The organism is Pantoea graminicola (assembly GCF_048452665.1).
Lineage (GTDB): Bacteria > Pseudomonadota > Gammaproteobacteria > Enterobacterales > Enterobacteriaceae > Pantoea.
In genome coordinates, this window is record NZ_JBLWSJ010000002.1 from 542,898 (window position 1) to 562,234 (window position 19,337).

The window sequence follows — 19,337 nt, forward strand, 5'->3', positions numbered from 1 at the left end:
CTCAGGCTCCCAGCAGACGGATCATTTCGGCTTCATCAATCACCTCAATGCCCAGCTCCTGCGCTTTCGCCAGCTTTGACCCGGCCGCCTCACCGGCGATCAGCAGATCGGTTTTCTTCGAAACGCTGCCACTGACTTTAGCCCCCCGCGCGATAAGCTGTGCTTTGGCATCATCGCGATTCATCTGTGACAGGGAACCGGTCAGCACAATGGTTTTACCGGCGAACGGACTGTCGATCTCGTCAGCCTTCACCACCACCACCTGCGGCCAGTGCACGCCGATCTCTTCTGTCAGCTGGCGGATAACTTCGCGGTTGCTCTCCTCTTCCATGAAGTTGCGCACATGAGTAGCGACGACTTTGCCGACATCCTGCACCGCAATCAGCGCATCAAGATCAGCATCCATAACCTTCTGCAGCTCGCCAAAATGGTTGGCCAGATTCGCCGCGGTCGCTTCGCCGACTTCGCGTATCCCCAGCGCATAAAGGAAGCGCGCCAGGGTGGTTGATTTCGCTTTTTCCAGCGCGTCGACCACGTTCTGTGCCGATTTCGGCCCCATGCGATCCAGCCCGGTCAGCTTGCCCGCCGTCAGCCGGAACAGATCGGCTGGCGTACTGACATACTCTTTCTCGACCAGCTGGTCGATAATCTTGTCGCCCATACCGTCCACATCCAGCGCCCGGCGCGACACAAAGTGCTTGAGCGCCTCTTTACGCTGAGCGCCGCAGATCAGGCCGCCGGTGCAGCGCGTGACCGATTCGCCCTCGACCCGCTCTACTTCGGAGCCGCAGACCGGACAATGCGCCGGGAACACCACCTCACGCGTCTCTGCGGGGCGCTCGGCGGTAACGACGTTGACCACCTGCGGGATCACATCCCCTGCGCGGCGAATCACGACCCGATCGCCGATGCGTAAGCCCAGGCGTTCTATCTCATCCGCATTGTGCAGGGTGGCATTGCTGACGATCACGCCCGCCACCTGCACCGGTTCAAGACGCGCAACCGGCGTAATCGCCCCTGTGCGCCCGACCTGGAATTCAACATCCCGCACCCAGGTCAGCTGCTCCTGCGCCGGGAACTTAAAGGCAATCGCCCAGCGCGGGGCGCGCGCCACAAAGCCCAGCTGCTCCTGCAGCGCCTGCGAATCGACCTTGATGACCACGCCGTCAATGTCGAAGCCCAGCGTCGGCCGCTGCTGCTCAATATCGCGGTAGAACGCCAGAGCCTCTTCCGCGTTATGCACCAGCTTAATGCGATCGCTGACCGGCAGGCCCCAGGCTTTAAATTGCTGCAGACGCCCCATGTGGCTGTGCGGCATTTCGCCGCCTTCGAGCAGACCAAACCCGTAGCAGAAGAAGGTCAGCGGGCGTCTGGCGGTGATGCGCGGATCCAGCTGACGCAGCGATCCTGCTGCCGCGTTGCGCGGATTCGCAAAGACTTTGCCGTCGGTTCGGCGCGCTTCCTCGTTCAGCTTTTCGAAGCCACGCTGCGTCATGAAGACTTCACCACGTACTTCCAGCCGGGCCGGGATGTTGTCCCCTTTCAGCCGCAGTGGAATGGCGCGGATGGTGCGGACGTTGGCGGTGATGTTCTCACCGGTGGTGCCGTCGCCGCGCGTGGCGGCCCGGACCAGCAGGCCATTTTCATACATCAGGCTGACCGCCGCGCCATCGAGCTTGAGTTCACAGCAGTAGGTCAGATCATCGCTGCTTTTCAGCCGGTCCTGCACGCGCTTGTTGAAGGCCATAAAGGTGGCTTCATCAAAGGCGTTGTCCAGCGACAGCATCGGTACCTCATGACGTACCTGCTCAAATACCGTCAGCGGTGCCGCCCCGACGCGCTGGGTGGGCGAGTCAGGGGTAACCAGCTCGGGGTGATCCTCTTCCAGCTGACGCAGTTCGCGCATCAGGCGATCATACTCAGCATCCGGGACTTCCGGCGCATCCATGACGTGATAGAGGTATTCATGATGGCGCAACGTGGTGCGCAGTTCGGTGATGTGATCCTGGACGGATTTCATAAAGCCCCATCAGATAAAAAACCCCCGACAGGCGGGGGTTTGTTTTAACAATTCAGACAGTGATTAGCGCAATGCTCAGGCGCCAGTCACATCGCGGATTCGCGCTTTGTAGGTTTCCAGCTTCTGCGGCGTCATCATGCGACGCTCATCATCCAGCACAACGCCACCGACATCATCAGCGATACGCTGCGCCGACTGCAGCATCAGCTTGAAGTTCTGATTCGCATCGCCGTAAGAAGGCACCATCATAAAGATAGAGATGCCTGGCGTGCTGAAATCGGTCATCAGGTCCGGGTTGAACGAGCCAGGCTTAACCATGTTCGCCAGGCTGAACAGCACGGGACCGCTGCCTGCCGGACTAAGATGACGGTGGAAAATGTTCATTTCGCCAAACTGGAAGCCCGCCTGCAGAATCCCCTGCAGCAACGCTTCACCGTTCAGCTCACCACCCGAATGCGCGGCAACATGCAGCACCAGCACCGCTTCTTTCGGTTTTTCCGCTGCGGCTTTTGGCGCAGGCGCCGGGGCCGGTTCAGGCTGCACGGGTTGAGGCTGAGGCTGAGGCTCAGGTTCTGCCTGGTACTGCGGTGCAGGTTGTACCGGTTCCAGCGGATCGAGATCCAGCAGCGGATCGGCCTGAACAGGCGGCGCGACAAAAGTCGGCGCAGGCTGCTGACGAACCGGTTCAGGACGCGGCTGCGGAGCAGGCTGCGGTGCTGAGCTGAAAAGCGGATCGCTTTCAGGTTCGGGCTGCGGTGCGGGACGTGGCGCAGGCTGACGCACAGGCTCAGCAGGCGCTTGTTGACGCGGCGCTTCTGGCTGAGGGTCGCGGATCGCATCGAAACGCGGTTCCTGGTGTACGCTGCGCTCAGAACGAACACGAACCTCGCCGACGCCGTCATCTTCGTCGTCTGTCAGGTCCTGCTCATCATGGTCATCACGTTGTTTCAGACGTTTGTGCGGGCGATCGCGAAACACTGACGAACGCTCTTTACGGCTGGTCCACAGTCCGTGAAGAAGGAGCGCTATAATGGCGATCGCGCCAACAACGATTAATATCAGACGCAAATCCTGCATCATTGTATTCTCTGTTGTTCCAATACCTTGCCACCGCGGCAAACTTTATCCTCTAACTGTATTTGCCCTGCTACACAAGTGCAAGTCTGTGCACTATTTTCTGACAAATAAGATAGGCAACCCACGCTTTTTCGCTGTTTTTTTACCCAAACGGTACCTGGACTGGAGAAAAAGCCAGGTTATAGTGAGCGCGCCTTCACACCTTCAGGAGAAATGGCTTTATGGCCCGTGAGAATTCCGTCTCAGATTTTAATGGCATGCACTATTTTAACCAGGGCTGGAAACTGGTGCGCCTGCCTGGCCTTCGCCGCTTTGTCGTGATGCCGCTGCTGATCAACATCATCATGCTGGGCGGCGCTTTCGTCTGGCTCTTCTATCGGCTGGGCGACTGGATCCCGCGCCTGATGGCCCATATTCCCGACTGGCTGCAGTGGCTGAGTTATCTGTTGTGGCCGCTGTCGGTTATCGCGATTGTGCTGGTGTTCAGCTACTTCTTCTCGACGCTGGCCAACCTGATTGCCGCCCCGTTCTGCGGTTTGCTGGCAGAACAGCTTGAAGGGCGTCTGACCGGTAAACCACTGCCCGACAGCGGCTGGGCGGCGATGGTGAAAGATGTGCCGCGCATCATGAAGCGGGAACTGCAGAAACTGGGCTACTACCTGCCCCGCGCGCTGGGCCTGCTGCTGCTCTACTTTATTCCGGGGTTTGGTCAGACCATTGCGCCAGTGCTCTGGTTTCTGTTCAGCGCCTGGATGCTCTCTATCCAGTATTGTGACTATCCGTTCGATAACCACAAAGTGCCGTTCCGGCAGATGCGTAATGCCCTGCGTCAGCACAAAACGGCCAACATGCAGTTTGGCGCGCTGACCAGCCTGTTCACCATGATTCCGGTGCTGAACCTGGTCATCATGCCGGTGGCCGTCTGCGGTGCGACGGCTATGTGGGTGGATCGCTATCGGTCGCAGCTGGCTCGCAGCGACGTGCGCTGAAACCATCAGCGCGCCTTATGCTCTTTTCACAGAGGCTTATTGCCGGGTGACATATAGATATACGATTTCTTTCCTTCCGCCCCCAGGCAGAACAGGTATGCTCATAGGGTTCCCAATATTTCATACAGTTAAGGACAGGCTATGAGTAAGATCTATGAAGACAACTCTTTGACAATTGGTCATACGCCATTGGTTCGACTGAACCGCATCGGTAACGGCCGCATCCTTGCGAAAGTTGAATCCCGTAACCCGAGCTTCAGCGTAAAATGCCGTATCGGTGCCAATATGATTTGGGACGCAGAAAAACGCGGTATTCTGAAACCGGGTGTTGAACTGGTGGAGCCGACCAGCGGCAACACCGGTATCGCGCTGGCCTATGTGGCAGCCGCACGCGGTTATAAACTGACGCTGACCATGCCGGAAACCATGTCGGTTGAGCGTCGTAAGCTGCTGAAAGCGCTGGGCGCGAAGCTGGTTCTGACCGAAGGCGCAAAGGGTATGAAAGGCGCTATCGGCAAAGCGGAAGAGATTGTCGCCAGCGATCCAGACAGATATGTTCTGCTGCAGCAGTTCAGCAACCCGGCCAACCCGGAAATTCATGAAAAGACTACCGGCCCGGAAATCTGGGAAGACACCGATGGCGAAGTAGACGTGTTTATTGCCGGTGTCGGCACCGGTGGTACGCTGACCGGCGTGAGCCGCTACATCAAAAACACCAAAGGCAAAAAAGATCTGATTACCGTTGCGGTTGAACCGACCGATTCGCCGGTGATTGCTCAGGCGATGGCCGGTGAGGAGATCAAACCAGGCCCGCACAAGATTCAGGGCATCGGTGCAGGCTTTATTCCAGGTAACCTGGAGCTGAACCTGGTGGATCGCGTCGTGGCGATTACCAACGAAGAGGCGATCAGCACGGCGCGTCGTCTGATGGAAGAGGAAGGTATTCTGGCCGGTATCTCTTCCGGTGCTGCGGTTGCTGCTGCGCTGAAGCTGCAGGAAGATGAGACCTTCGCCAACAAAAATATCGTTGTCATCCTCCCCTCTTCCGGTGAACGTTACCTGAGTACTGCGCTGTTTGCCGATCTTTTCACCGAAAAAGAGCTGCAGCCCTAGTCGCGGCGAAAGTCTTAAAATGGATAAAAAAGCACCCGCACGGGTGCTTTTTTGTGGCGCAGATCTCACTTTCATCACCCGGCAGATTGATTTCAGTGATGCCGCTCTGGTATTTAGACTGCCAATTATTTCGATGCCTGAAATTAATCCGCGTTTGAAGTGGATCAAGCTGAATCGATTTACGGATTCAGTGAAACGGCGAATCACGGCATAATTAACCGGTGACGTGTAGAATCGGTTTTGAGACGCAACGGATTGTCGTATTGACGCATGCGCGTCTCTGGTCAGCAGGATGCTATACCCGCGCACCGACACAGGCTAAAGTAGAGGCTCCAGGCTAGACTTTAGATCCATAAAACTCATTCTGATAACGTTGGGGAAATAGAATGTTCCAGCAAGAAGTTACTATTACTGCACCAAACGGCCTGCATACTCGCCCAGCTGCGCAATTCGTTAAAGAAGCCAAAGCTTTCCAGTCAGAAATTACCGTGACCTCTAACGGTAAATCAGCGAGTGCGAAAAGCCTGTTCAAACTGCAGACGCTGGGTCTGACTCAGGGCACCGTCGTGACACTCTCTGCAGAAGGTGAAGATGAGCAGAAGGCCGTTGAACATCTGGTCAAACTGATGGCTGAACTGGAGTAATCTCCGCTCAGCTCTCCAGCAAATCGACTCCTCTGCGCCATTGAGTGCAAACATCTTGATCGCGGACAACCTGTCCGCGTTATTGCTTTCGTAGAGTACGTGTCCCGCGACAATGGCACCGCAAAGAGTCCCATCAGCCATCGTGATTAAAAGGTAGCGTTATGATTTCAGGCATTTTAGCATCACCAGGTATCGCTTTCGGCAAAGCACTGCTGCTGAAAGAAGACGAGATCGTCATCAATCGCAAGAAAATTTCTGATGACCAGGTTGAGCAGGAAGTTCAGCGCTTCCTTGATGGCCGTAGCAAAGCGGCAACACAACTGGAAGCGATTCGCGTCAAAGCGGGTGAAACCCTGGGTGAAGAGAAAGCAGCGATCTTCGAAGGCCACATCATGTTGCTGGAAGATGAAGAGCTGGAGCAGGAAATCATTGACCTGATCAAGAAAGATCACGCGTCTGCCGATGCCGCTGCCTACTCAGTCATCGATGGCCAGGCGAAAGCACTGGAAGAGTTAGATGATGAATACCTGAAAGAGCGTGCGGCTGACGTGCGTGACATCGGTAAGCGTCTGCTGCAAAACATTCTCGGTCTGCACATCGTTGACCTGAGCGCGATTCAGGAAGAATCCATTCTGGTGGCCAAAGACTTAACGCCGTCAGAAACCGCACAGCTGAACCTGAAAAAGGTGCTGGGCTTTATTACCGATCTGGGTGGCCGTACCTCGCACACCTCTATCATGGCGCGTTCGCTGGAGATCCCGGCCATTGTCGGCACCGGTAACGTCACCGCCACGATCAAAAACGGCGATTTCCTGATTCTGGATGGTGTCAACAACACGATTCACGTCAACCCTTCAGAAGCGATTCAGGAAGAGCTGAAAGCCGTACAGAACCAGTATCTGTCGGAAAAACATGAATTAGCCAAGCTGAAAGATCTGCCCGCGGTCACGCTGGATGGTCATCAGGTTGAAGTCTGTGCCAACATCGGTACCGTGCGCGATATCGCCGGGGCTGAGCGTAACGGCGCAGAAGGCGTAGGCCTCTACCGCACCGAATTCCTGTTCATGGACCGCGACTCGCTGCCAGGCGAAGAAGAGCAGTTCCAGGCATACAAAGCCGTCGCGGAAGCGATGGGTTCACAGGCCGTTATCGTGCGTACCATGGATATCGGCGGTGACAAAGATCTGCCTTACATGAACCTGCCAAAAGAAGAGAACCCGTTCCTCGGCTGGCGCGCAATCCGTATCGCCATGGACCGCAAAGAGATTCTGCATGCTCAGCTGCGTGCTATCCTGCGCGCCTCCTCGTTCGGTAAACTGCGCATCATGTTCCCGATGATCATCTCGGTTGAAGAAGTCCGCAGCCTGAAAGCCGAACTCGAACTGCTGAAAGCGCAGCTGCGCGAAGAGGGCAAAGCCTTTGATGAAAGCATCGAAGTCGGCATCATGGTGGAAACCCCGGCGTCAGCTGTGATCGCCCACCACCTGGCGAAAGAAGTTGATTTCTTCAGTATCGGCACAAACGATCTGACGCAGTATACTCTGGCGGTCGATCGTGGTAATGATTTGATCTCGCACCTGTACAACCCAATGACGCCGTCTGTGCTTAACTTAATTAAGCAAGTCATTGATGCATCTCACGCTGAAGGTAAATGGACCGGCATGTGTGGTGAGCTGGCAGGTGATGAACGTGCTACACTACTGTTACTGGGAATGGGGCTGGACGAGTTCAGCATGAGTGCCATTTCTATCCCTGGCATCAAGAAAATCATTCGTAATACTAATTTTGAAGATGCGAAGGCATTAGCAGAGCAGGCACTGGCTCAACCGACTGCGGAAGATTTAATGAACCTGGTCAACAGATTCATTAAGGAAAAAACGCTCTGCTAATCTGCATGATGCTGGCCCCAAATTACTGCTTAGGAGAAGATCATGGGTTTGTTTTCTAAACTTTTTGGCGAAAAAACGGATAGCGCTGGGACTATTGATATCGTAGCGCCTCTGTCAGGCGAAATCGTGAATATTGAAGACGTACCAGATGTGGTGTTTGCAGAAAAAATCGTGGGCGACGGTATTGCCATCAAGCCAAGCGGCAACAAAATGGTTGCCCCTGTTGATGGGACTATCGGCAAGATTTTTGAAACCAATCACGCTTTTTCGATCGAATCTGACAACGGCATTGAGCTGTTCGTCCACTTCGGTATCGATACCGTTGAACTGAAAGGCGAAGGCTTCAAGCGTATCGCTGAAGAAGGCCAGAAGGTCAAAAAAGGCGATGTGGTCATCGAGTTCGATCTGCCGCTGCTGGAAGAGAAAGCAAAATCAACCCTGACCCCGGTCGTCATCTCCAACATGGATGAGATCAAGGAACTGATTAAGCTGTCTGGCCAGGTTACCGTGGGGGAAACCCCGGTAATTCGCATCAGAAAGTAAGCGTTTATCTGTAACATAACGGCACCTGCGGGTGCCGTTATTGTTTCTGCTGTACGCGCTTAAGGCTTAAGGCTGCCAGCGTGGCAGACGCAGCGTCAGCTCCAGCCCCCCTTCGGGACGATTCCGCGCCTCGACTTCCCCATGATGTGCCAGCACCACCTTACGCACGATAGCCAGCCCCAGACCATACCCCTTCCCCATCAGCGGAGAGTTAACCCGGACAAAGGGGTCAAAGATGCTGGAGAGTTTCTCCTCATCCACGCCCGGGCCCTGATCGCGCACCTGAATCGCCAGCCACTGCTGATCCGTGCGCAGATGCACGTCGATACGCTGCCCCGGCAGGGAGAAGCGGAGCGCGTTGCGCAGCACATTCTCGGTGGCGCGCCGTATCAGCTCCGCGTTACCGCGAACGGTGTAATCCGCCCGATCGTCCACCTGCAGCACCACCTGCACGCCAGGGATCTGCGCTTCATAGCGCACGTCGGCGATTACGGCCTCAAGCAGGCCGGTAAGATCGAAATATTGCTCATCCGGGATGCTTTCATGCCCGGCTCGTGACAGCGTCAGCAGCTCACCGATCATCTTATCCAGCCGGCGCGCCTCTTCATCAATGCGATCGAGTGAACTGCTGACATTTTCGGGCGTCTGGCGTGCCAGTCCGGTTGCCAGCTGCAGCCGCGCCAGCGGTGAACGCAGCTCATGAGAGATGTCGTGCAGCAGCTCTTCACGGGCGCGCACCAGGGTATCCAGCCGTTCGACCATTGCATCAAAAGCTTGCGCAACGGTAGAGAGTTCGTCGCGGCGTTTACGCATGGCCGGAAATAGCCGGACGCGCAGATCCCCCTCTGCGACCCGGGAAAAGCCTTCCCGCAGCTGACGCAGGGGGCACGTCAGGTTCCAGGCCAGCAGCAGACTGAAGAGCAGTCCCACTGAGCCGGCAAAGATAAACATCGGTTCCGGGATGTTCAGGAACCGGCGTGGCATCCTGTTCATGATGCTGTCTTTGCGCATGCCATCCAGGTCATAGCGCAGCTGATAGGCGTTGCCATCCGCGCCCTGCACCTGGCGCACCACCTCTTCAGGAAAACGTCCACGGATATCCTGATTGACGCGATTCTCAGCGGGCAACGGTTGTGCCTGCCGGGTGACGTGGAAGAACTGCCGGTCACTCTCATTCCAGTCCGACAGCATCGCATTCAGCGCCTCAGGACCGTTGCGCTCCAGCACCGACGCGGCAGAGGTCATCTGCAGATCGACAATGCGCCGAATCGCCACGATTTCAGGCGGCTCATGCCGTTTACCCGAAAGCGTAAAACCGAGCCAGATAAGCTGGCTCATGATGACGAACACGATCCAGAAGCCGATGAAGATCTTCCAGAACATGCGTCCCCGGTAACTCTGCTTCATCGGATGCGGTAGCCGATGCTGCGAACGGTTTCGATATTAATGCTGTCTGCCGTCAGCGCACTGAGCTTCTGGCGGATATTGCTGATATGCACATCAACACTGCGATCATAAGCTTCGCGCGGGCGCCCCAGCCCCTTTTCTGAAAGCTCATCTTTAGAGACCACTCTGTCCGGTGCACGCAGCAGCAGATCAAGCAGGTTAAATTCCGAGGCGGTCAGGTCAAACGGCGTACCCTGCCACTCACTGATGCGGGTCGCGGGATTGAGCGTAAGCTCGCCCCAGCGCAGCGGCTCTTTCGACTCGGGTTGCAGCGGCTGCTCTTCGAAACGGCGTAATACTGCACGCAGACGCGCTACCAGTTCGCGTGGATAACAGGGCTTAGGCATATAGTCATCCGCCCCCATCTCCAGACCGATGACCCGATCAATGTTGTCGCCCTTCGCGGTCAGCATAATCACCGGTATCCGGCTTTTCTGACGCACCTGACGCAACACATCGATGCCGCTCATATCGGGCAGCATGATATCCAGAATCAGGGCGGTGAACGCCCCCGAAAGCGCCCCCTCTATTCCGGCGCTGCCGGTCAGAACCAGCTGGGCATCGAACCCTTCGGCAATCAGGTACTGGCTTAACATCGTGCCTAACTCAACATCATCATCAACGAGCAAAATTTTCATTGTTATCTCTCAGCAGAACTGGCGCTATTTTGTCCTGTAGCCGGCGTTCACGCAGCCTGTTTTACGCGATCCTTACAGATTCATTATCCCCGCAGCAGGCGATTCTGGCCAAAAAAAAGACCTGTGGGCGATGCACGCGCGCACAGATCTGATGCCGTCTCAGTGAAGATTACTGATGATAAAGCCCGGTAGAGAGATAACGATCGCCGCGATCGCAGGCGATCGCCACCACCACGCTGCCCGGATTGGCCTGCGCAATACGCAGCGCCCCCGCGACCGCACCGCCTGAACTGACGCCGCAGAAAATCCCCTCGCGTCGTGCCAGCTCCCGCATCGTCTCTTCCGCTTCTTTCTGCGTCATATCTATCACATCATCCACCAGATCGGGCCGGTAGATCCCCGGCAGATAGGCCAGCGGCCAGCGCCGGATGCCGGGAATGCTGCTGCCTTCACTGGGCTGCAGACCGATCACCTGCACACCGCTGTTCTGCTCTTTGAGATAGCGTCCGACGCCGGTGATGGTGCCGGTGGTCCCCATGCTGGAGACAAAATGGGTCATGCGCTGGTTCGACTGCTGCCACAACTCCGGGCCGGTAGTCTGATAGTGGCCCAGCGGGTTGTCGGGATTGTTAAACTGATCCAGCACCCGGCCTTCACCGCGTGCGGCCATCGCCTGCGCCAGATCGCGGGCGCCTTCCATGCCCTGCTCCCGTGGCACCAGAATCAGCTCTGCGCCGTAGGCCCGCATCGCATCCTGCCGTTCCTGACTCATGTTGTCCGGCATCAGCAGACGCAGACGGTAGCCTTTCATGGCCGCGATCATCGCCAGCGCGATGCCGGTGTTGCCACTGGTGGCTTCGATCAGCTGGTCGCCGGGTGAAATCTCCCCGCGCAGTTCCGCCTGATGGATCATCGACCAGGCCGCGCGATCTTTCACCGAACCGGCCGGATTATTGCCCTCCAGCTTGAGCCAGACCTCACTGCCGTTGGCGGGCGTCAGGCGCTGCAATTTGATCAGCGGCGTATTGCCGATGGTGTTCTCAAGAGTCGTCACGGTGTGGTTCCTGGCCTGTTACAAACGAGAGGCGAAAAAAAGGCGGGAGTGAGACTCCCGCCCGCTGTTGAGGTGAAAATATCAGGCGCTCTGCGCAAAGGCAACTGCGCGCAGCGGCTTATCGCCCTTGTAGAGGCGCGCCTGCTGTAATCCCACAAACAGACGCTCACCGCGAATCGGGGCCGTCTGCTCGCCTTCAAACACCAGCGAGAACGGCTCGCTCTGCCAGCCCGCAGGCTGAACCACCAGCTGCCAGAAGTGGCCGCGCGGGCTGACTTCCAGTACCTGAACCGGCAGTGGCGTTTCCAGGCTGCTGCGGCGCGACACGTCGATCTCCCACGGACGCAGGAACAGCTCCACCGCGCCCTGATGGGCAGAGGTGTAGCCCAGCGGCCAGTGGTGCGCGCCGACGTGGAACTGCGATCCCTGAATCTCGCCATCAAAGCGATTCACTTCGCCCAGGAACTCCAGCACAAAACGGGTCGCCGGTTCACGCCACACATCGTCTGGCGTACCGACCTGCTCAATGTTGCCCTGACTCATCACCACCACGCGATCGGCGACTTCCATCGCCTCTTCCTGGTCGTGGGTCACGAACACGCTGGTAAATTTCAGCTCTTCGTGCAGCTCGCGCAGCCAGCGGCGCAGCTCTTTTCGCACCTGTGCATCCAGCGCACCGAAAGGTTCATCCAGCAGCAGGATCTGCGGCTCCACCGCTAACGCACGCGCCAGCGCCACTCGCTGTTTCTGACCGCCCGAAAGCTGCGCCGGAAAACGGTTCGCCAGATGGCCCAGTTGCACCATCTCCAGCAGACGGGTGACACGCTGCCGGATCTCCGCCGTGGAAGGGCGCTCACGGCGTGGCAGAACGGTCAGACCAAATGCGATGTTGTCGAAGACGGTCATATGACGGAACAGCGCATAGTGCTGGAACACAAAGCCGACCTGGCGATCGCGCGCATGCAGGCGGCTGACATCGTTACCATGGAAGCGGATCTGGCCGCTGTTCTGATGCTCCAGCCCGGCAATAATGCGCAGCAGCGTGGTTTTACCCGAGCCTGATGGACCAAGCAGCGCCACCATTTCACCCGAGGCAATATCCAGAGAGATATCGTTCAGCACCGAGGTGCGACCAAAGGATTTGTTGATCTTGTTAATCTCAATGCTCATGATTTCCCTCCTGTTGCAGACGTTTGTGCTGCTGCTCTAAGCGCCACTGTAGAATGCTTTTCAGAAACAGCGTCACAATTGCCATCAGGGTCAGCAGCGCGGCCGCGGTAAAGGCGCCCACCGTGTTGTAGTCCTGATGCAATAATTCAACCTGAAGCGGTAACGTATAGGTCTCACCGCGAATCGATCCCGAGACCACCGAGACCGCACCAAACTCACCAATCGCACGGGCATTAGTCAGCACGATGCCGTACAGCAGCGCCCAGCGAATGTTCGGCAGCGTCACACGACGGAACATCTGCCAGCCGGAAGCGCCCAACAGCACCGCCGCTTCATCTTCATGACTGCCCTGGCTCAGCATCACCGGCACCAGCTCGCGAACGACGAACGGACAGGTCACAAACACCGTCGCCAGTACCATGCCCGGCCAGGCAAACACAATCTGAATATTGTGGGCATCCAGCCAGCCGCCCGCCGGGCCGTTGACGCCCCAGAACAGCAGATACATCAGACCGGCCACCACCGGCGACACGGCAAAAGGAATATCGAACAGGGTCAGCAGCAGCTGGCGTCCCGGGAAGGTAAAGCGCGTCACCAGCCAGGCCAGCAGCGTACCGAACACCAGGTTAACCGGTACGGTGATCAGCGCCACCATTACCGTCAGCCAGATCGCGTGCAGCATGTCCGGGTCGGAGAGATTGCTCAGGGCCGCAATCAGCCCGTGATTCAGCGCTTCCCAGAAGATGGAGATCATCGGCACCACCAGCAGCAGAATCGAGACCAGCGCCCCGATGCCAATCAGCAGCCATTTGCTCCAGTTCACCGGCTGACGCGCCGCGTGATTGAGTTGCGAAACCTCAGCCATTAGTGACCTCCCAGACGACGGCCAAAGCGGCTCTGTAATGTGTTAATAGCGAACAACAGAATCAGCGAGGCCAGCAGGATAACCGACGCGATGGCGCTGGCCGCCGGATAGTCAAACTCCTGCAGACGGACAAAAATCATCAGCGAGGTCACTTCCGTTTTCCAGGCAATGTTGCCCGCAATAAAGATGACCGCACCGAACTCGCCCAGGCTGCGGGTAAACGAGAGCGCCGTGCCCGCCAGCAGCGCCGGCGCCACTTCCGGCAGCACGACGCGGCGGAAACTCTGCCACGGCGTCGCGCCCAGGGTTTCGGCCGCCTCTTCATACTCCGGGCCTAACTCTTCCAGCACCGGCTGTACGGTACGCACCACAAACGGGATGCTGGTAAAGGCCATTGCAATGGCGATACCGATCCAGGTGTAGGAGATTTTGATGTCGAAATGGGCGAACCACTGTCCGTACCAGCCGCTGACGGAGAAGAGGCCGGCCAGCGTCAGACCCGCGACTGCGGTCGGCAGCGCAAACGGCAGATCCATCAGGCCATCCAGCAGCGCGCGGCCCGGGAAGCGATAACGGGTCAGGATCCACGCCATCAGCATGCCGAACACCGCATTAAACAGAGAGGCGACGCCAGCCGAGAGCAGCGTGACTTTATAGGCCGCTACCAGCTGCGGATTGGTCACCACATCCCAGTACTGCTGCAGCGTCATCTGCGACAGCTGCATGATGACGGCGCTGATCGGCAGCAGCAGAATCAGACAGGTAAAGAGCAGGCTGGTGCCAAGGCTGAGGCCAAAACCAGGCAGAACACGTTTATGGCTGGCTGCAAACATTATCCGCGCCCCGCCGCTAAGAGTTGATCAAGCTCGCCACCGCTGGCGAAATGGGTCTTCATCACGTTATCCCAGCCGCCAAACGCCTCTTCTACCCGGAACAGCGTCGTCTGCGGAAAGCGATCTTTCTGCGCCGACATCAGCTGAGGGTTGTTCACGCGGTAGTAATACCGGGTAATGATATTCTGCGCTTCAGGCGTGTAGAGGTAGTTCAGATAGGCACTGGCGGCGTCTTTGGTGTTATTAAGGACAACGTTCTTGTCCACCCAGGCAACCGGAAACTCCGCCAGAATATCGGTTTTTGGCACGATGACTTCATATTCATCTTTGCCGTACTGGTTGCGGATGTTGTTCACTTCCGACTCAAAGCTAATCAGCACGTCACCCAGTCCGCGCTCGGCAAAGGTTGTGGTCGCGCCGCGGCCGCCGGTGTCGAACACTTCCACGTTCTTAAGGAACTGCGTCATAAAGGCCTGGGTCTTAGCCTTGTCGCCACCGTCCGCCTTATCTGCTGCGCCCCAGGCGGCCAGATAGGTATAGCGGCCATTGCCGGAGGTTTTCGGATTGGGGAAAATCAGCTTCACATCGCTGCGGGTTAAATCGGACCAGTCGTGAATCTGTTTAGGATTTCCTTTGCGCACCAGAAACGCCATGGTGGAGTAGAAAGGCGAGCTGTTGTTCGGCAGACGGCTTTTCCAGTCTGCGGCGATCAGGTTGCCTTTATCGTGCAGCACCTGCACGTCCGTGACCTGATTATAGGTCACTACATCCGCACGCAGTCCCTGCAGAATCGCCAGCGCCTGCTTCGATGAACCGGCATGTGACATCTTAATGGTCAGCGGATCGGCCGGATGCGCGGCATCCCACTGTTTAACGAAGGGGGCATTCAGGGCAACAAACAGCTCCCGCGACACATCGTAAGAGCTGTTAAGGAGTTCAGTGGCGTTGACTGCGCCAGCCAGGCTCAGCGACAACGCGATACCGCTCACGATTTTATTCATCGCTTGTAATGTCATTTGGCACCCTGAAAAAGTTTGATGCGGATCTCGCCCGCTGATGCATCAGTTTATTTATAACTCCGTGAAAACGAGTAACGGTTTTATATATCGTTTGATGATTTCAAAGTCGAAAAAAGCATAAGACGGCGGCAGAGTTTATGCTGAATTCAGCAAAAGCCGATGGGGATGATAAGCGGTGTGCGGAGCGGGATGGGGCGTGCGTCAGCGGTCGCCTCGCGGGCGGCACGCTGACAGGGCGGGCACTTAACGCTGCCAGATAATCTTGCTGATTTTCCAGCTTTTCAGCGTATCGTCAGAAGGCATCAGTCCCTCTGGGCCATGCCAGTCGCCGTGATAAAGATAGGTCAGATGCTGACTGCCCGGCGCACGACAGGCCACGTCACGCGCATCGGCGCCGCTGGCCAGGGTGCAGTTGTTGAAGGCTTTCGTGAACCTGTCGCTGAAGGCGTCACCCACTTTGCTGCCGTCGTGGCTGACAATCGCACTGTCCATCACCTCAATGCGCTCGACCTGCGACTGCCCTTCGATCACCAGCCTGACCCTGCTATCACGGAGCGCCTGCCAGAAAGAGACCACCTGGCCATTCTGGCTGCGCATCCCCTGACGCAGCGTATAGTCACCGTTCAGCCCGGCGTTAATCGCGTCCTCTTTCATGGCGGTCGAGGCCGTGAGGCCGCCCACACCCTGTTCGGTCGCGGTTAACGTGCCACCAAACCAGTTCCACGGCAGCGCCGAGGACCAGTGATAACTGAGCGGATTCCACCAGCTTACCTGCTGGCTGCTGTCTGTGCCGGAACCCGAACTGGCACAGCCGCTCAACACCACAGCGGCGAGCAGTAACGTGGAACGAACAGCTTTCATGAAAACTCCTGTTAATACGAGGCCGGAAAGGCGGAACTGATTGGAGTCGCAAAGCGCCAAAAAGTTTAATTAAGATGATGTTCGGGCAGAAAGCAGTCGCGGCAGCGCTGGCTGAAATGCAGCCAGAGCAGCGCCAGCAGGTCGAACAGCGTCAGCATCAGGGGCAGCGGTGAACTCAGCAGGTCGCCCTGAATAAACTGCATGGTCTGCCAGATCAGGTTCACCAGCAGCGACAGCGAGAGCACGCTGCGCCAGTGCTGCCAGAATCGCGGCAGGCGCAGACGATAGCCGGTCAGCAGCAGCCCGACCAGCGCCGGCAGGCCCAGCGCCAGGCCAATCCAGAACGCCTGACGATCCGGATAAAAGAGCGCCAGCAGATCGTTGCCCTGCTGACGCGAGGCACCGGCCATAACCAGCAGCAGCCATGTCCGCGCCTGAAGCAACAGGATCAGCCAGAAAAGAAACGGCAGCCGCAGCTGCCCTCTCGCATCATATTCGTCCGGCAGATAGCGCGGCGACGGTTTAGTACTCACGATCTTCGATCAGGCGTTTGCCAAACAGCAGCGCGTCCACCGGTTCGTAATCGAGCTTCTCATAGAACGCCACAACCTGATCGTTCTCTTCGCGGATCATCAGGTGCAGTTTCGGACAGCCACGCGCAATCAGCTTCTTCTCCAGCCGGTTCATCAGGGCATTGGCAAAGCCGCGTCCCTGATAGTCAGGATGCACGGCCAGATAATAGGCCGCACCGCGATGACCATCGTACCCCCCCATCAGCGTGCCCACGACCACCCCGCCCACTTCCGCAACCAGAAAGAGATCGGGGTCGTGCTGCATTTTGCGTTCGATATCCAGCTCCGGATCGTTCCATGGCCGTAACAAATCGCAACGTTCCCACAAGGTGATCACTTCTTCAAAATCTTCCTGGCGGAAGGCGCGGATTTCCATCTTCTTTACCTGTAAATAAGCACAATTTGCTGATTATCACGCATTCTCTGCTACACGCAACCCTGGTCTGAGTGGCGGCAAACAAAAAAGCGCAAATTTTCCGTTTGCGGCCTGCAATACAAAGTAATGCCCTGAAATGGTTCTGTGATCGCAGGCAGCCGAGCCTTAGGCTATAACACCGGCAGGATTTTTGTTACCGGACCCGCACATGCATCTGCTTAAACGTTTGATTCACCGTCGTCAGTTACTGCTTTCCGGGCTGGCGCTGGCCATTTTATCGCCGCGCGCGGTTCAGGCCAGAGAGCAGTCGGCTCTTACAGAGAACCCGCGTCATCCGCGCCCGGCACCACCGGCTAAAAACGGTAAGCGCATCGTGATGATCGATCCCGGTCACGGCGGCATCGATTCGGGTGCCGTTGGCGAAGAGGGATCGGAAGAGAAGCACATCGTGCTGGAGATTGCCGGTAATGTGAAACGCCAGCTTCAGAGCCATCCACGCATCGAAGTGCGACTGACCCGCGACAGCGACCACTTTATTCCGCTCTATCAGCGGGTGGAGATCGCCCATCAGCACGGCGCGCATCTGTTTATGTCCATCCACGCCGACGGTTTTACCAGCCCTGAGGCCAGCGGCGCCTCTGTGTTTGCGCTCTCCAATCGCGGAGCCAGCAGCTCGATGGCGCGCTACCTCTCTCAGCGCGAGAATGATGCGGACAAAGTGGGCGGCGTGAAAGCGCAGCAGCAGGATCACTATCTGCAGCAGATTCTGTTCGACCTGGTGCAGACCGACACCATCAGGAACAGCCTGACGCTGGGCAAGCATGTGCTGGATCAGATCCGTCCGGTGCATCATCTCCACAGCCAGCATACGGAGCAGGCGGCCTTCGCGGTGCTGAAGTCACCGTCGATTCCGTCGGTGCTGGTCGAAACCTCCTTTATTACCAATCCGCGCGAAGAGCAACTGCTCGGCACCACCGCATTTCGCCAGAAAATCGCCTCTGCGATTGCCAGCGGCATCGTTAACTACTTTGATGAGTTTGACCGGCGCAATGCCTGATGCGACGGGCCGGTTTGCGCCCTGCCGCGCGCCACACTCATGCAAGCGGCGCGGTTTGGCGTATAATCGCGTCAGACTTTGACAAACGATAAGCGAAAAGATGGCTGATATTTCCCGCGTAAAAGCGTTCCTGCTCGCCCTGCAGGATGAGATCTGTAACCAGCTGGCGGCTGAAGATGGCGGTGCGCAGTTTGCCGAGGATAGCTGGCAGCGTCCCGGCGGCGGCGGCGGTCAGAGCCGCGTTCTGCGCAACGGTGCCGTATTTGAGCAGGCAGGCGTAAACTTTTCCCATGTGCACGGCGATCAGATGCCCGCCTCGGCGACGGCACACCGTCCCGAACTGGCGGGTCGCAGCTTTGAAGCGATGGGCGTGTCGCTGGTGATCCACCCGAACAACCCTTACGTGCCCACCAGCCACGCCAACGTGCGCTTTTTTATCGCCGAGAAACCAGGAGCCGATCCGGTGTGGTGGTTTGGCGGCGGCTTTGATCTGACGCCCTTCTACGGCTTCGAAGAAGATGCGCTGCACTGGCATCAGACGGCCGCCGATCTCTGCCAGCCGTTTGGCGAGGATGTCTATCCGCGCTATAAAAAGTGGTGCGACGACTACTTCTATCTGAAACACCGGGATGAGCAGCGCGGCATCGGCGGTCTGTTCTTCGACGATCTCAATACGCCCGACTTTGAGCAGAGCTTCAGCTTTATGCAGGCGGTGGGCCGTGGTTTCATCGACGCCTACCGGCCGATTGTGGCGCGCCGCAAAGATCACCCGTTTGGCGAGCGCGAGCGCCAGTTCCAGCTCTATCGCCGTGGCCGCTATGTCGAGTTCAATCTGGTCTGGGACCGCGGCACGCTGTTTGGTCTGCAGACCGGTGGCCGTACGGAGTCGATCCTGATGTCGATGCCGCCGCTGGTGCGCTGGGAATATGATTATCAGCCCGAGCCGGGCTCGCCGGAAGCCGCCCTCTATCGCGATTTCCTGCCGGTGAAAAACTGGCTCAACCTGCCCCGCTGATTGCGCCTGCCGCCGCAGCGCGGGCCTGACCCCGCGCTGCGCTTACCGCTCTCCCCTTCTGCATCTCCCGAATCACAGGGCACGGATTGCTACAGTGTTGCCTGCGTCATTTGTCCTGACTGCTATGCTTAAGGATGGAATATGGCGCACCCCACG

Annotated in this window: 20 protein-coding genes; 8 read left to right on the forward strand and 12 right to left on the reverse strand. The window is 57.4% G+C overall.

Annotated features, from left to right (window positions below; translation table 11 throughout):
• Nucleotide 1: 1 nt before the first annotated feature.
• Together ligA and zipA are read right to left on the reverse strand one after the other, a co-directional pair.
• A complete protein-coding gene (ligA, locus tag ACNY69_RS06550; protein WP_111142091.1) occupies nucleotides 2-2,020 on the reverse strand; it encodes an NAD-dependent DNA ligase LigA in 2,019 nt (672 codons plus the stop codon).
• A 75-nt stretch (nucleotides 2,021-2,095) separates the two neighbouring features.
• A complete protein-coding gene (zipA, locus tag ACNY69_RS06555; RefSeq protein ID WP_111142092.1) occupies nucleotides 2,096-3,100 on the reverse strand; it encodes a cell division protein ZipA in 1,005 nt (334 codons plus the stop codon).
• A 218-nt stretch (nucleotides 3,101-3,318) separates the two neighbouring features.
• On the opposite strand from zipA, the gene cysZ reads away from it, so the two are divergent.
• The 6 genes from cysZ to crr all read left to right on the forward strand — a co-directional run bounded on the left by cysZ (nucleotide 3,319) and on the right by crr (nucleotide 8,275).
• Nucleotides 3,319-4,086 (forward strand): sulfate transporter CysZ, encoded by a 768-nt coding sequence (gene cysZ, locus ACNY69_RS06560; RefSeq protein WP_293772843.1) that lies wholly within the window; start codon nucleotides 3,319-3,321, stop codon nucleotides 4,084-4,086.
• Between the two features lie 141 nt (nucleotides 4,087-4,227).
• Complete coding sequence (gene cysK, locus ACNY69_RS06565; RefSeq protein ID WP_111142244.1) at nucleotides 4,228-5,199, forward strand: cysteine synthase A; 972 nt, start codon at nucleotides 4,228-4,230, stop codon at nucleotides 5,197-5,199.
• A 19-nt stretch (nucleotides 5,200-5,218) separates the two neighbouring features.
• A complete protein-coding gene (locus ACNY69_RS06570; RefSeq protein WP_111142243.1) occupies nucleotides 5,219-5,413 on the forward strand; it encodes a hypothetical protein in 195 nt (64 codons plus the stop codon).
• Between the two features lie 172 nt (nucleotides 5,414-5,585).
• Nucleotides 5,586-5,843 (forward strand): phosphocarrier protein Hpr, encoded by a 258-nt coding sequence (gene ptsH / locus ACNY69_RS06575; protein ID WP_003848868.1) that lies wholly within the window; start codon nucleotides 5,586-5,588, stop codon nucleotides 5,841-5,843.
• 161 nt (nucleotides 5,844-6,004) lie between these two features.
• Nucleotides 6,005-7,732, forward strand: a complete 1,728-nt coding sequence (gene ptsI / locus ACNY69_RS06580) for a phosphoenolpyruvate-protein phosphotransferase PtsI (protein WP_293772846.1) — start codon at nucleotides 6,005-6,007, stop codon at nucleotides 7,730-7,732.
• Between the two features lie 42 nt (nucleotides 7,733-7,774).
• On the forward strand, nucleotides 7,775-8,275 hold the full coding sequence (gene crr, locus ACNY69_RS06585; RefSeq protein ID WP_008926530.1) for a PTS glucose transporter subunit IIA: 501 nt from the start codon (nucleotides 7,775-7,777) through the stop codon (nucleotides 8,273-8,275).
• 66 nt (nucleotides 8,276-8,341) lie between these two features.
• On the opposite strand, the gene ACNY69_RS06590 is transcribed toward crr, so the two are convergent.
• The 10 genes from ACNY69_RS06590 to ACNY69_RS06635 form a co-directional block, all read right to left on the reverse strand.
• On the reverse strand, nucleotides 8,342-9,682 hold the full coding sequence (locus tag ACNY69_RS06590) for an ATP-binding protein (protein WP_418797656.1): 1,341 nt from the start codon (nucleotides 9,680-9,682) through the stop codon (nucleotides 8,342-8,344).
• Nucleotides 9,679-10,359, reverse strand: coding sequence for a response regulator transcription factor (locus ACNY69_RS06595; RefSeq protein ID WP_111139360.1), 681 nt, complete (start codon nucleotides 10,357-10,359; stop codon nucleotides 9,679-9,681). The genes ACNY69_RS06590 and ACNY69_RS06595 overlap by 4 nt, the downstream gene beginning before the upstream one ends.
• Nucleotides 10,360-10,528: 169 nt before the next feature.
• Complete coding sequence (cysM, locus tag ACNY69_RS06600; protein ID WP_418797657.1) at nucleotides 10,529-11,413, reverse strand: cysteine synthase CysM; 885 nt, start codon at nucleotides 11,411-11,413, stop codon at nucleotides 10,529-10,531.
• A gap of 81 nt (nucleotides 11,414-11,494) precedes the next feature.
• Nucleotides 11,495-12,583: a sulfate/thiosulfate ABC transporter ATP-binding protein CysA gene (cysA, locus tag ACNY69_RS06605; protein WP_111139358.1), complete on the reverse strand. Its 1,089-nt coding sequence runs from the start codon at nucleotides 12,581-12,583 to the stop codon at nucleotides 11,495-11,497.
• Complete coding sequence (cysW, locus tag ACNY69_RS06610) at nucleotides 12,573-13,448, reverse strand: sulfate/thiosulfate ABC transporter permease CysW (protein ID WP_418797659.1); 876 nt, start codon at nucleotides 13,446-13,448, stop codon at nucleotides 12,573-12,575. Before cysW ends, cysA begins: the two co-directional genes overlap by 11 nt.
• A complete protein-coding gene (gene cysT, locus ACNY69_RS06615) occupies nucleotides 13,448-14,281 on the reverse strand; it encodes a sulfate/thiosulfate ABC transporter permease CysT (protein ID WP_111139356.1) in 834 nt (277 codons plus the stop codon). Before cysT ends, cysW begins: the two co-directional genes overlap by 1 nt.
• Complete coding sequence (locus ACNY69_RS06620; RefSeq protein WP_418797662.1) at nucleotides 14,281-15,297, reverse strand: sulfate ABC transporter substrate-binding protein; 1,017 nt, start codon at nucleotides 15,295-15,297, stop codon at nucleotides 14,281-14,283. Before ACNY69_RS06620 ends, cysT begins: the two co-directional genes overlap by 1 nt.
• 246 nt (nucleotides 15,298-15,543) lie before the next feature.
• On the reverse strand, nucleotides 15,544-16,161 hold the full coding sequence (locus ACNY69_RS06625) for an RpoE-regulated lipoprotein (protein WP_418797663.1): 618 nt from the start codon (nucleotides 16,159-16,161) through the stop codon (nucleotides 15,544-15,546).
• Between the two features lie 65 nt (nucleotides 16,162-16,226).
• Entirely contained in the window at nucleotides 16,227-16,694 is a 468-nt protein-coding gene (locus tag ACNY69_RS06630; protein WP_111139353.1) for a DUF2919 domain-containing protein, read from the reverse strand.
• Nucleotides 16,684-17,109, reverse strand: a complete 426-nt coding sequence (locus tag ACNY69_RS06635) for a GNAT family acetyltransferase (RefSeq protein ID WP_111139352.1) — start codon at nucleotides 17,107-17,109, stop codon at nucleotides 16,684-16,686. The genes ACNY69_RS06630 and ACNY69_RS06635 overlap by 11 nt, the downstream gene beginning before the upstream one ends.
• A 208-nt stretch (nucleotides 17,110-17,317) precedes the next feature.
• Between ACNY69_RS06635 and amiA the strand changes: the two genes are divergently transcribed.
• Both amiA and hemF read left to right on the forward strand, forming a co-directional pair.
• Nucleotides 17,318-18,166 carry an N-acetylmuramoyl-L-alanine amidase AmiA gene (amiA, locus tag ACNY69_RS06640; protein WP_111139351.1) on the forward strand — a complete coding sequence of 283 codons (849 nt, stop codon included), beginning with the start codon at nucleotides 17,318-17,320 and terminating at the stop codon, nucleotides 18,164-18,166.
• Between the two features lie 100 nt (nucleotides 18,167-18,266).
• The gene (gene hemF, locus ACNY69_RS06645; protein WP_111139350.1) at nucleotides 18,267-19,181 is read left to right on the forward strand and encodes an oxygen-dependent coproporphyrinogen oxidase; all 915 of its coding nucleotides are present in this window, start codon (nucleotides 18,267-18,269) and stop codon (nucleotides 19,179-19,181) included.
• Nucleotides 19,182-19,337 lie beyond the last annotated feature (156 nt).